At 34.5% G+C, this 13,813-nt stretch carries 11 protein-coding genes; 1 reads left to right on the top strand and 10 read right to left on the bottom strand.

Translation table 11 applies throughout. The features are described from left to right. Positions 1-21: 21 nt before the first annotated feature. The 10 genes from mfd to purR all read right to left on the bottom strand — a co-directional run bounded on the left by mfd (position 22) and on the right by purR (position 12,178). On the bottom strand, positions 22-3,513 hold the full coding sequence (gene mfd, locus I4N53_RS01265; protein WP_013150955.1) for a transcription-repair coupling factor: 3,492 nt from the start codon (positions 3,511-3,513) through the stop codon (positions 22-24). 5 nt (positions 3,514-3,518) lie between these two features. Further along, complete coding sequence (locus I4N53_RS01260) at positions 3,519-3,887, bottom strand: hypothetical protein (RefSeq protein WP_012996134.1); 369 nt, start codon at positions 3,885-3,887, stop codon at positions 3,519-3,521. Positions 3,888-3,904: 17 nt separating this feature from the next. Beyond that, a complete protein-coding gene (pth, locus tag I4N53_RS01255) occupies positions 3,905-4,474 on the bottom strand; it encodes an aminoacyl-tRNA hydrolase (RefSeq protein WP_012996135.1) in 570 nt (189 codons plus the stop codon). A 125-nt stretch (positions 4,475-4,599) separates the two neighbouring features. After that, positions 4,600-5,811 carry a S1C family serine protease gene (locus I4N53_RS01250; RefSeq protein ID WP_370591021.1) on the bottom strand — a complete coding sequence of 404 codons (1,212 nt, stop codon included), beginning with the start codon at positions 5,809-5,811 and terminating at the stop codon, positions 4,600-4,602. A 415-nt stretch (positions 5,812-6,226) separates the two neighbouring features. Continuing rightward, positions 6,227-7,639, bottom strand: coding sequence for a cell wall metabolism sensor histidine kinase WalK (locus I4N53_RS01245; RefSeq protein ID WP_214495394.1), 1,413 nt, complete (start codon positions 7,637-7,639; stop codon positions 6,227-6,229). A 2-nt stretch (positions 7,640-7,641) separates the two neighbouring features. Next, positions 7,642-8,325, bottom strand: a complete 684-nt coding sequence (locus I4N53_RS01240; protein ID WP_214495393.1) for a response regulator — start codon at positions 8,323-8,325, stop codon at positions 7,642-7,644. An 83-nt stretch (positions 8,326-8,408) separates the two neighbouring features. After that, positions 8,409-9,359: a ribose-phosphate diphosphokinase gene (locus I4N53_RS01235; RefSeq protein WP_012996139.1), complete on the bottom strand. Its 951-nt coding sequence runs from the start codon at positions 9,357-9,359 to the stop codon at positions 8,409-8,411. 5 nt (positions 9,360-9,364) lie between these two features. Then, positions 9,365-10,738, bottom strand: a complete 1,374-nt coding sequence (glmU, locus tag I4N53_RS01230; protein WP_214495392.1) for a bifunctional UDP-N-acetylglucosamine diphosphorylase/glucosamine-1-phosphate N-acetyltransferase GlmU — start codon at positions 10,736-10,738, stop codon at positions 9,365-9,367. Positions 10,739-10,840: 102 nt separating this feature from the next. Beyond that, positions 10,841-11,119, bottom strand: coding sequence for a septation regulator SpoVG (spoVG, locus tag I4N53_RS01225; RefSeq protein ID WP_012996141.1), 279 nt, complete (start codon positions 11,117-11,119; stop codon positions 10,841-10,843). Positions 11,120-11,353: 234 nt separating this feature from the next. Next, positions 11,354-12,178 carry a pur operon repressor gene (gene purR, locus I4N53_RS01220; protein ID WP_012996142.1) on the bottom strand — a complete coding sequence of 275 codons (825 nt, stop codon included), beginning with the start codon at positions 12,176-12,178 and terminating at the stop codon, positions 11,354-11,356. Positions 12,179-12,355: 177 nt separating this feature from the next. Here purR and murC point away from each other — a divergent pair, with 177 nt between their 5' ends. Next, the gene (murC, locus tag I4N53_RS01215; RefSeq protein ID WP_214495391.1) at positions 12,356-13,750 is read left to right on the top strand and encodes a UDP-N-acetylmuramate--L-alanine ligase; all 1,395 of its coding nucleotides are present in this window, start codon (positions 12,356-12,358) and stop codon (positions 13,748-13,750) included. The last annotated feature ends 63 nt before the right edge of the window (positions 13,751-13,813 follow it).

Genomic DNA, 13,813 nt, shown 5'->3' with positions numbered 1-13,813 from the left:
TGTCAAAATTTTGTAGCTTATTTACGCAGACATCTTTTCTACCAATTCAATAAGCTCTTTTTGCAGAGTCTCTTTTTTATTGAACCTATAAGTTAGATATGGCTGTAGTTGATTTGAAAATATTAAATTTCCTCCATATTCTTTTATTATTTTCTCTATAACCTCCATTTTAACCGATTCTATGTTTTTAAATTTTAAAATAACAGTGTTCCCTTTTTCTGTTATTTCAGTAATATTGGCTTTAGAAGCAATAGCCTTTAAATAAGCAATTTCCAGCAGTGCCTCTACAGGCTTTGGATAATCTCCAAACCTATCTACAAGCTCTTCTGAAATTTCCACCATATCTTCTCTAGATTCTATAGAGGCAATTTTTTTGTACATCTCTAATCTTGAATTCTCGTCTTCAATATAGGAAGAGTCAATATAAGCATTGACTTTTATATCTATTGTGGTAGTAATCTCCTCCTTAGGAGCTTCTCCCTTCAAATTCCGTATAGCCTCCTCTAAAAGCTTTAAATACAAGTCATAACCAATTGCGCCAATATGGCCATGTTGTTCTGCTCCAAGGAGATTACCTGCACCTCTTATCTCTAAATCCCTCATGGCAATTTTAAATCCAGAACCAAATTCAGTAAACTCTTTTATCGCCTCTAACCTTTTTTCAGCCACTTCGCTTAAAACTTTATCCTTTCTATAGGTAAAATAGGCATAAGCCAGTCTATTTGACCTACCCACTCTTCCTCTTAATTGATACAATTGAGATAGCCCTAACTTATCTGCATCATAAACTATAATGGTATTCACATTTGGTATATCAAGCCCTGTCTCAATTATTGTAGTGCTTACTAAAACATCGTATTCCCCATTTAAAAAGTCAATCATCACTTTTTCTAATTGACTTTCCTCCATTTGCCCATGAGCCACAGCTACCCTGCAACCGGGAACCAAATCTTTTACCAAAGAAGCCATCTTTTCTATGCCATTTACTCTATTGTAAACAAAATAGACTTGTCCTCCTCTTCCAATTTCCCTCAAAATAGCATCTTTTATTAACTCTTCATTGAATTCTACCACATAAGTTTCTACTGGAAATCTGTCTTCAGGAGGATTCTCTAATACGCTCATATCCCTTATGCCAATTAAAGACATGTGTAAAGTTCTAGGAATAGGAGTTGCTGATAATGTCAAAACGTCTATATTTTCTTTGAGTTTTTTTATTTTTTCTTTATGAACAACTCCAAACCTCTGCTCTTCATCTATAATTAAAAGTCCTAAATCCTTAAATTTCACGTCATTTTGTAAAAGCCTATGAGTACCAACAATAATATCGATAGTCCCTTCCGCCAAGCCTTTAATTATTTGTGCTTGTTCTTTGGGAGTCCTAAAACGACTAAGCATCTCTATCTTCACAGGAAATTCCTTAAACCTTTCCATGAAATTAGTATAATGCTGATAAGCCAAGATAGTTGTAGGGCACAAAAAAGCAACTTGCTTTCCATCAGCTACTGCTTTAAAAGCAGCCCTTAAAGCAACTTCTGTCTTACCATACCCCACATCTCCACAGAGAAGTCTATCCATTGGCTTATCTTTTTCCATGTCCTCTTTAATCTCTTTTATACACCTTAACTGGTCTTCTGTCTCTTCATAGGGAAATTGCTCTTCAAACTCCCTTTGCCATGGAGTATCAGGAGAAAAAGCATGTCCTTTAGCTATCTGTCTTTTGGCGTAAAGTTGTAACAAATCCTTAGCAAGGTCTTCTACTGCTTTTTTGGCTTTTCTTTTTGCTTTAAGCCATTCGCTGCCCCCCAATTTATTTAATTTAGGAGGATTGTCTGTAGGCCCTACATATTTTTGCACAAGGTCTAATTGTTCCACCGGTACAAAAAGGGTATCTCCCCCGGCATAAATTATTTTTAAATAATCCCTTATAATCCCATCTACTTTTATCTTTTCTATGCCTTCATACTTTCCTATACCATAATTTACATGTACGACATATGACCCTACTTCTAATTCAGTAAAGCTCTTTATCTTATCGGCGTTTTTAATTTTCACAGTTTTTTTGCTCTTTCTAGTCTGTCCAAAAATTTCTCCCTCAGTTATGACAGCAAATTTTGCATCCACATATTCAAATCCCTTGCTGACAGAGGCAGGATATATCACTACTTGCCCTTTTTGTATATCGTATTCACTGTCTTCAATCACTGCCGCATCAATATTAAAACTTTCAAGTGTATCCTTTAAAATTTTTGCTCTTTCCTGATTCCCACTTAAAAGCAAAACTTTATATCCTGCATTTTTATAATACTTTAAATCATCTATCAAAATATCAATTTTGCCGTGAAAAGGATGCATAGACCTTGATATAAAATTAACAATTTTTCGCGGCTGTAGATCATTGTCAGGCTTTGCTAAAGTATTTACTATGAGTAAAAAACTATTTTTTGCCTTTTTTAATATTTCCTCATAATCGAAAAAAAGCCTGCTTTGCTCTGGCAAAACTTCTCCTTTTTCTAATAAAGCCTTGAAATTTTCATTGAATTCCATTTGAAGGTTATTTACCCTTTGCTTAATACGGCTGCTCTCGTCTAAAATAATAACTGCCTCTTCTCCCACATAATCAACAATAGAATAAACCTCATCATAAAAATAATCTATAAGTTCATGAATATTTTCCACCCTTTTAGCTTCCGTAATCTCCTCCATAATTTCCTCAAATTTTTGCTGTAATTTTTCTGCAATTCCGCTTTTTGATTTTTTTATTTTTAATAAATAGGAATTTAAAGACTTGGAAACCGCTGAAATCCCTTTTTTAATATGCTTTTCTTCCGCGATAAACTCTGTAGCAGGGAAAATATTTATTTTATCAATATTTTCTAAAGACCTTTGGGTGATCACATCAAAAGTCCTTATGGAATCTATTTCATCGTCAAAAAGTTCAATTCTATAAGGATATTCTTCAATAGGAGAAAAAACGTCAATTATTCCCCCTCTCACACTAAATTGCCCTTTTCCTTCCACTATTTGAACTCTTTCATATCCCATTGCCACAAAATTTTTTATAACCTCTTGTAAATTTACAATATCACCTATCTTAAAAAACATCTGATACTTTTCAAATAAATTCATGGGTATGAGTTTGCCTATTGCTGCATCTATAGAAGTAACTACCGCATGGGGAGTTTCCCTTGTCAATTTTTTAATTACTCTTAACCTCTGAGATACCATCTCTTGACTGGCAGCATCTATTTTATAAAACAAAGCTTCTCTCTTGGGAAATAAAGAGGCATTGCCAAAACTAAAAGAATACAAATCTTCGTATATTTTTCTCGCTTCTATATCATCAGGAGCAATAACTAACACTTTTTTATTAAACTTGCTCATTATATAATGAGCAACATGAGCTTTTTGAGAATCTGTAAGCCCATAAGCTAAAAGGGGGCCTTTCCCTTGTTTTAAAAATTCTTCTATTGTTTTTATTTCTTTTAATTCTTCTATTTGGCGAGTAAACATGTTCATCACCTCAACATAAGCCTATTCCATAAGCCGTGTATTAAAGAAGTTACAATAATAGCCCAAAAAATATTTGTTTGCATTACTAATATGTAAGAGGTTATGCCAAAAAAGCCGTGGCTTAAAATACTCAAAATAGAAGCCCTTAAATTGATTTCATAGGAAGCTTTTATGTAATCATTTACTGCCTCTGTAACCCCAAATATCAAATGAGACAAAAGAATAGAGGAGGTCAAATACCCTACAACTGTCTTACAGGTTTCTTCAATGACTGGTACAAGATAAATTATAGCTTTTTTGTTGTATTTATTTACTGCCATCTTATTCAGAAAATACGCTAAGATTACACCAGCAATTCCAGACAATAGCCACATATGTTCTTTTTTCTCCTTCAATTGCCTTTTTGCAAACCGTTAAACTTGCTCATAGCATGTTCTATCCCATTTTCTATAATATCTATCACCGCATCTGCTGCTTTTATAACAGCTTCATCAATTAGTTTTTTCTCTGACTCTTCAAACTTTCCTAATACATGACTTACTAAATCCTTTTGTGGTTTTCCAATTCCAATTCTAACTCGTGGAAACTCTTCGCTATTTAAAAGATATATGATAGAATTCATTCCATTGTGACCACCTGAACTGCCTTTTTTTCTTATCCTTATTTTACCCACATCCAAATCTTTGTCATCATAAATTACAATTACATTTTCAAGTGGAATTTTATAAAAATTTACAGCCTCATATAAAGCTTCACCACTTGAATTCATAAATGTCTGCGGTTTTAAAAGAATTATTTTTTCTCCTTTAAAATAATCTTCCCCCATAAGGGATTTAAACTTTAATTTTGTTACATTTATGCCTAACTTTTTAGCCAATTCATCTATTACCATAAATCCTATATTGTGTCGCGTTTGTTCATATTCTATACCAGGATTTCCTAAACCTGCAATTATGAACATACAACCACCCTTCCTTATCAAATTAATTATACATGATTAAGCAAAAAAAAGCTATAACATGCACAAAAGATTACCGGCAAGTCACTTGCCGGTAATCTTTTGTACGAAGGAGGCCTTTATTTCATTTATTGAAAGTTTGCACTGCTTTGTAATTTTACATTAACTGTAAATGTTCTGCCATTTCTCCAAATTGTCACCTTTATTACATCTCCAACTTTGTGGTCATCTAGTATTCCTTGTAAATCCTCAAAGGAAGTAATGTCTTTACCGTCAACCTTTATTATCACATCTCCTGGTTGAATTCCAGCTTGTTCTGCTCCACTATTTGGCTGAACCTGAACTACATATACCCCTACAGGCAAATTATATCGTTGTGCATCTTGTTCTGTAATGGTTTGAGCACCTATACCCATCATAGGTCTTTCTACATAACCATATTTTATTATTTGGTCAATTATAGGTTTAGCTTCGTTTATTGGAATTGCAAAACCCATACCCTCAATAGGAGTCCCTTGGCTTTGAAACATTCCAAACGGGTCCTGAATACTTGACCCTAGTGAAGTAAGCTTAACACTTGTTATACCTATGACTTCTGCTTTACTATTTACAAGGGGTCCTCCACTGTTGCCAGGATTAATAGCTGCATCTGTTTGTATAAGTTTGACAGGTCCATAATCACTTTGGAGGTTTCTGTTAAGCCCGCTTATTATACCAGCAGTGACCGAACCTGCAAAAGAACTTCCCAAAGGATTTCCTATAGCAATAGCCAGTTCACCCGGTTGAAGCTTTGAAGAATCACCTAATTCTACAACAGGTAAATTAGAAAGATTTATTTTAACTACTGCGAGGTCTGTTCTTTCATCTTTTCCTATAAGTTTTGCATCAGCACTTCTTCCATCTAAAAGTTTTACTGTAATTTTTGATGCTCCATCAATTACATGGTTATTGGTAACAATATATCCATCCGAACTTATTATAAAACCAGAGCCGCTACCTTTTGGAACATATCCTGTTCTATAACCATTGGTATAAGCAGCACTTGTATCAATTTCTACAACTGCTGGACTCACTATTTTGTAAATGTTGGGTATCAGATTTAAAATGCCGCTTTCGTCTGACGAAGTAGTATTTAGAGGTAAATATCTTGTAACAACTTGAGCTGACGCATTATTTTGGCTTCCATAGTATTTCATTACAGCCCCCGTAATTCCTCCGCCGATTAAAGCTGCCACTAACGCTACTGCGATAAAATAAGCTAGCATCCTTCTTCTAAATCTTTTAACCATTTTGCCAAGGCTCTTTTTATTGTTTCTAAATTTTACGTTAGAAGGTATCATAGAAGTTTCAAACTTCTCATAAGGTTGCTGCTCCTCAATTATTTCTTGGTACATTTTTTCCTCGTTGGAAGTCTCTTCTAGTTTATTTTCTGGTAAAGTCATATCATGTTCAGTATCATTTTTCTCAATTTTATTTTCAAAGTCTTTTTCGTAATCCATATTACCCCTCCTTTTGTTCTTTTTTTTAATTATAACCTTCTTTTATTAACAAATTATGAACACGATGTAAAGATTTTAAGTAATTTTTATTAAAAAATTTTTTGCACTGCTTTTTATAAATAAAGTGCGGCCCAAGTATTCGCTTGGACCGCTGAAAAGGGAGGTCAAGGAGAGGCATTTGTCACTTTTAAATATTATTATATCCTTTATTTATGAATAAAGTGTTAATAAAGTGTAAATATTTTGTTGCAATTTTTTAAAACTTTTTCACCGGCAAAGTAAAAGTAAAGGCAGCACCTCTGCCTATTTTGCTTTCTACCCATATTTCCTCGTTATGAGCATTTATAATACGCTTTACGATATAAAGCCCAAGACCTGCACCATCTTTTCCCCTCGACTTGTCCGCTTTATAAAATCTGTCCCATATATGCTCTTGGTCTTCAGGAGAGATACCTATTCCATTATCTTTTATAGTAATAAATACCTTGTCATCTTTTGTTTCAGTAAAAATGTGGATTATACCTTTTTCTTTGGAAAACTTTATTGCATTATCTATAAGATTTGACAAAACTTGCTCTATCTTGTCCTTATCAGCTATTACTATTCGTCGGTCTTCTTCAAAATCAACTTTAACGGTGAGATCTTTTTCCACTATTCTTTTTTCAAATTTTATAACTGCAAGTCTTATAAGTTCATTTATATCAAATTCCGTCTTGTGTAGTGGAAATTGCCCTGACTCAAGTTTAGTCATTTCAAGAAAATCGTCTATGAGTCGAGACATTCTCCTCGTTTCTTTTTGCACTATTTTAAGATAATCGCAAGCTTTTTCTACCGGAATAGTACCGTCTAATATTCCGTCTATATATCCCTGTATAGAAGTTAATGGAGACCTCAATTCGTGGGAAACATTTGCCACAAAATCTTTTCTCATGTCTTCTAACTGTTCTAACTCTTTTGCCATAACATTAAAGGACTTAGCCAACTCCCCTATCTCATCTTCTTCTCTATGCTGTACCCTTGCAGAAAAATTCCCTTTGGCTAATTGCTGAACGGCTAAACTCATCTCTTTAAGAGGCTGAGATATTTTGCTGGAAGTATAAGAAATGAGCACAAAACCTATTATAAGAGCTACTCCTCCAGATAAAAGCATTAAAAGAAAGATGTTAATAATAGTTTTATTCATTTCTGTCAAAGGAGCATGCATAAATATGGCCCCTTCAATCCGGCCCTTTATGACAAGAGGCACTCCCACTGTTAAAACAGGTTGATTAAATCTTCCACCAAAATATCCTTTTTTTACAACAGATTGTCCATCTAAAATACTTTTTATTTCATCTTTACTGAGGCTTACCCCCGTCCAAGCTTTGCCATGTTTATGCGATTGACTGTAAATTAACCCTTCTTTATCTACAATCCATACAGTAGCATTAATCAACCTAGTGACAACATCTAATTCTTGATTCCATTTATCTATGTTTATGTCTCCTACCGCAAATTCATTTAAAATTGCATTTATTTCTTGAGCCTCTTCTAACATTATTTTTTCTTTGTCAGCAAAGTAATAGTTTTGAAACATCAGATAAAACATTCCTGAAAGAATAGACAAAGTAATAAGGATTATAATTATGTTGCTTATAAAAAGTTTTTTAAAAAGACTATTTTTGGTCAAATTTAGTTCACCTCAAATTTATAACCTACACCCCATACAGTGGTAAGTTTCCAATTAATGCCATCTCCTATTTTTTCTCTAAGTCGTTTTATATGAACATCTACCGTGCGACTATCTCCCATATAATCATAACCCCATACATTTTCTAACAGCTGGTCTCTTGTGAAAACCCTGTTAGGATGCGTACATAAAAAATATAAAAGTTCTAACTCCTTGGGAGTCAAATCCACATTTTGCCCTTTATAAACAACCTTATATTCGCTCAAACTTACATAAAGGTCTGGGTAAGAAACAGCCCGCCTTTCATCGCTTTCCGGCTCATACCTTCTTAAAACCGCTTTAACTCTTGCTATTAATTCTTTCCCATCAAAGGGCTTTACAATGTAGTCATCAGCGCCAATCTCTAAAGCCAATACCTTATCAAGAGTATCCCCTTTTGCAGTAAGCATTATTATAGGCACCTTTGAAAATTTTCTGACTTCTCTGCAAAGAGCAATACCATCAATCCCTGGTAACATTATGTCAAGTATGACGAGCCTTGGTGGATTAGTTTGGATCTTCTTTAAGGCTGTTTGTCCATCGTATATTTGTTCTACTTCAAATCCCTCTTTTTCAAGGTACAAAGACACTATTTCACATATATTCTTGTCATCATCCACTACATAAATCTTTGGATTCTCTCCCACAAAACCACCCTCTATGCCGAGTTTCCTTGCTTAAATTATATCATAAAATTTAAGGATAATAATAAAAAAGGCACCATAAGTGCCTATTCGAACAATTTACTGACAGACATGCCCTCGTGGATTCGCAAAATTGCTTCTGCAAACAAAGGAGCTACAGACCTCACTTTAATTTTTTCAATTTTTTTCTCTTCGGTAAGAGGAATTGTATCGGTAATAACCAATTCTTTTATTGGCGATTCTTTCAATCTCTCAATGGCAGGTCCTGACAACACCCCATGGGTTGCACAAGCATAAACTTCAGTAGCACCATTATCAATAAGGGCTTCCGCCCCTTGTACCAACGTACCAGCAGTATCAATAAGGTCATCTACCAAAATAACCTTTTTCCCTCTAACATCACCTATTATATTCATTATCTCTGCTACGTTGGCTTTTGGCCTTCTTTTGTCAATAATTGCAAGAGGAGCATTAAGTTTCTCTGCAAAATATCTAGCTCTTGTCACACTGCCATGGTCTGGTGAAACAACTACAACATCATCTCCCAAATCTTTTTCAAGAAAATATTTCGCAAGTATTGGCCCTCCTAAAAGATGGTCAACAGGAATATTAAAGTACCCTTGTATCTGCGGAGCATGCAGGTCCATTGTAACAACTCTGTGAGCTCCTGCTGCAGTTATAAGGTCGGCTACAAGCTTAGCACTAATTGGGTCCCTCGGCTTTGCTTTTCTATCTTGTCTTGCATAACCATAGTAAGGTATAACTGCATTAATTTCAGCTGCAGACGCCCTTTTAAAAGCATCAATCATTATCAATAATTCCATTAAGTTGTTATTGACAGGTGCGCAAGTTGACTGTATCACAAAAACACTTGCCCCTCTTACACTTTCGCCGATCTTTACACTAATCTCGCCATCACTAAAAGTCCCTACTTCTGAGTCACAAAGCTTAAGCCCCAAATGCTCTGCTATTTCATTGGCTAACTTAGGATTTGAATTTCCAGTAAAAATCTTGAGAGAATTAGTATATCTTGCCATTTAATTTAAAGCCTCCCTTTTTTTATTCTTTCCTGAACCCAACCTTCTTTATTGGTTTGCCTACTTCTGGCTATGGCAAGGGCTCCTTCGGGAACATTCTCTGTTATAGTTGAGCCAGCAGCGACATAAGCATTACTTCCAATCTTCACTGGCGCTACAAGATTTACATTACACCCCACAAAAACATTATCTCCTATTATTGTCTTGTGCTTTTGTTTCCCATCATAGTTGACTGTAATAGATCCACATCCCATATTGACATTTTTACCAATTTCCGCGTCTCCTACATAGGTAAGATGAGGAACTTTACTTCCTTCATCAATTATAGATTTCTTTATCTCTACAAAATCCCCTATTTTGACATTACTTTGTATCACAGTTTCTGGCCTTATGTGAGCAAAAGGCCCGATTTTAACATTATTTTTTATTTTTGAAGAGAGTATTACAGAATACATTATACTACATCCATCACCAATTTCTGAATCAACAATCCTACAATTAGGCCCTATTTCACAATCACTCCCTATTTTAGTTTTCCCTTCTATAACACAACCAGGCATTATTATAGTATCTGCTCCAATCTCCACATCAGCTCCTATATAAGTGGTCTCGGGGTCCACTATTGTTACTCCATTTTCCATGTGACGATAATTAATCCGTTTTCTCATTATTTTTTCTGCTTCAAAAAGTTGCACCCTTGAATTTACTCCCGTTATCTCTTCTGATGATACAGTAAAAGCTCCAATTTTTCCACCCATATCTCTTATAATTTCCACAGCATCCGTCAGATAATATTCACCCTGTGCGTTATTATTGGTTATTCTCCTTAATGCCTTCTTCAGTTTGGGTATATCCATAACGTACATGGCAGAATTTATCTCATGGATGCGTTTTTCTTCTTCTGTTGCATCTTTATCTTCCACAATTTTTATAACGTTTCCACTTCCATCCCTTATTATTCTCCCATAACCGGTTGGGTCTTCTAATACTGAAGACAAAATAGTAACACTGTTGCCCTCTTTAATATGAAAATTTATTAATTCTTTTAAGGTATTGGAGGTAATAAGAGGAGTATCTCCTGTCAAAATCATTACATTCCCTTCATCAGGGAGTAAGTCCTCCGCCATCATTACGGCATGGCCCGTCCCTAACTGCACTTGTTGATAAGCATACTTCACTCTTTCTTTTAAAACTTCCTTAACTTCTTCTGCTTTGTGTCCGACTACTACAATCACTTCGCTACTTCCTATTTCTTCTACCGCATCTACTACCCATTCTATCATCGGTTTGCCACAAACTTTATGAACCACCTTAGGATGCTTAGATTTCATCCTTTTCCCTAGCCCTGCAGCTAAAATAAGCGTCACTAGCCCTTCCAATTTTTCCACACCCTCTTAAATTTAATTCTGATATCCTATACTATTTTAACTATAATTGCAACAAAGTTCAACAAAAAAAATAAAAAGGAGACAAGCTCCTTTTTATTCCTTATGTGCAGCTCCCTGTTCTTTTGCCTTTTCATATTCTTTAAGTATAGCGCTTTGCAACTTATTTCTTGTATCTGAATTTATAGGGTGAGCAATATCCTTAAACTCCCCTCCAGGAGTCTTTCTGCTGGGCATAGCAATAAACAACCCATCTTGGCCTTCTATAACCTTTATATCGTGAACTACAAATTCATTGTCAAAGGTTACAGAAACTACAGCCTTCATTTTGCCTTCCTCATTAAGTTTTCTCACCCTTACGTCTGTAATTTCCATAAGCTCACCACCTTCCTGAAGTTAAAACCTATGTTAGCATTGTGGAACTGCTCTAATTCTTGAGCTTCTTGTTTCATCGATCGCTTATCTTTTTTGCAATCTCCACAAGCGTAATTTCGGCGTGTCCACCACCTACATTAAAACCTTTTACTTTATAAATATTCGCCACAAAATTAAAATTTCCTTCAGCAAAAACTAAAATCCTGAAAAATTTTTAAAAAATTTTTATTCCTTTTAACCTTTCAATATCCAATCACTTATTTCAATATCAATTATATTTTTGTCTTCTTCCATATTTTTTAACACGAAAACTGAAATGTAATTATCTACCAGCTTATTCTCCGGTTTTTCCGTCGAAATCATAACTCCTGCACCAACCACTTCAGCGTCAAATTCCTCCATAAGCTCCATCATACCTTTAATCGTCCCACCTGCTTTCATAAAGTCATCTATCAATAATACTTTAGAACCTTTCTGTAAAGACCTTCTAGCCAAAGACATAGAGCGTATGTGCCTTTGAGAACCAGAAATATAATTAATAGACACAAAAGATCCTTCTGTAACTCTACTATCTTTTCTAATTATTACAAGTGGAACATTAAGCGTCCTTGCACACATTAAGGCAATAGGTATACCCTTGGTCTCCACAGTTACAATTGCATCAACTTCCTTATCCAAAAAAGGAAGCACTAAAATCTCACCAATTTTTGTTACAATATTGGGAGAATAAATTAAATCGGCAGTATATAGAAACCCACCGGGAATTATTCTAGAAGGGTCTTTTAACTTTTCCTTTATTTCTTCTACAAAGGGCAAATAACTTTTAATATCAGATATAGGAATGTACTTTACTCCACCACCAGCTCCAGGCAATGTAATTAATTTGCCAAAATTAAATTTTTCTATCACATTCTTTAAAATATCGATATCTTCAGAGGCAGTAGATTTGGCTATGCCAAAAAAATTCATAAAATATTCTAAATTTATGAGGGTATTGGGATTTTCACTAAATATCTTAACGATTGCTGCCAATCGCTCATACCGTTTGTACTTATCCATAAAAAATAACCTCCACACATACAAATTTTATACCAAAATTATATTTAAAAGTTCATTTTTCTGCAATATGTGATATAATTTTTTTATAAAATATTTGTTCCCTTTGACAAGCTTTAATCATATTTTAACCATGAAAAGGCAATAATAGTTAATAAGAACTGAGAGAGGCGATTAATTATGAATATAAACCTTGAGAACTTCAAAAGAGTACATTTTATAGGAATTGGCGGTATAAGTATGAGCGGTTTAGCTCATATACTTTTGAATAACGGTCATGCAGTAACAGGCTCGGATATAAAAAATTCTCATATAATTGAAAAATTAAGACAGGAAGGAGCAGTTATAACAATACCTCATAATGAAAACAGTGTCATAGGTGCCGATTTAGTAGTGTATACGGCTGCTATCCATGAAGACAATCCTGAATATCAAAAAGCTAAAGAATTAAATATACCTACTATAGACAGGGCTACCCTTTTAGGCCTCATTATGAAAAAATACAAATACGGCATTGCTGTTTCTGGAAGTCATGGAAAGACAACTACTACATCTTTAATATCCGTAATATTCGATGGTATGGGATATGACCCTACAGTTTTAGTAGGTGGAGAAGTAGATGTAATAGGAGGAAATGTGAGAGTTGGAAACAGTGAATATTTTGTCACAGAAGCCTGTGAATATACAGATAGTTTCTTAAAATTTTGTCCTTACATAGCTGTCATCCTAAACGTTGACTCAGACCACTTAGATTATTTCAAAAATATCGACAACATAAAACAATCTTTTAGACAATTCGCCAGTTTAGTTCCACCAGATGGATACGTAGTAGCCTGTAAAGACGATGCAAACACTATGTATGTTGTAAATGGGCTAAATAAAAATATTGTTACTTATGGTATTTACAAAGATAGTGATTGGAAAGCAAAAAACATAAGGTTTGATGATAAAGGCTGTGCTATTTTTGACGTTTATTATAAAGAGGAATATATGGGCAATTTCAAATTGTCAATACCCGGAAAACATAATGTTTACAACGCTTTAGCAGCTTTGGCAGTAAGTCACCTTGTAGGAATCGACATAAAAAAAGCTTCTCATTATTTAACTGAATTCAAAGGCACTCATAGAAGATTCGAAATAAAAGGAATAGTAGACGGCATAACAATTGTGGATGACTATGCTCACCACCCTGCTGAAATAAAAGCGACTTTAGAAGCAGCAAAAAACTATCCTCACAAAAGAATTATCTGTATATTCCAGCCCCACACTTACTCTAGAACTAAAGCCTTGCTCAATGAGTTTGCGGAATCCTTTGACAATGCAGATAAAATAATAATAGCGGACATATACGCCGCAAGAGAAAAAGATACAGGAATTGTTTCTTCTAAAGATTTAGTGGAACTAATCTCTCAAAAAGGGAAGGATGTTTTGTACTTAAAAGACTTCGACTCTATAATGGAGTATTTAAACAAAAATGCAAAAGCAGGCGATTTAGTATTAACAATTGGAGCAGGAAATATCTACGAAGTAGGAGAAATGTTCCTAAAAGACTATAAAAAAGCTGTAGGAATGTAAAAATACGGAATTCATTCAAAATGATTTCACTAATTACTTCTAGTAAGGTGAAATCATTTTGTT

The sequence above is a fragment of the Thermoanaerobacter sp. CM-CNRG TB177 genome, from assembly GCF_018588165.1.
GTDB classification, from domain to species: domain Bacteria; phylum Bacillota; class Thermoanaerobacteria; order Thermoanaerobacterales; family Thermoanaerobacteraceae; genus Thermoanaerobacter; species Thermoanaerobacter thermocopriae.
This window is presented reverse-complemented; position numbering and strand designations above follow the sequence as displayed.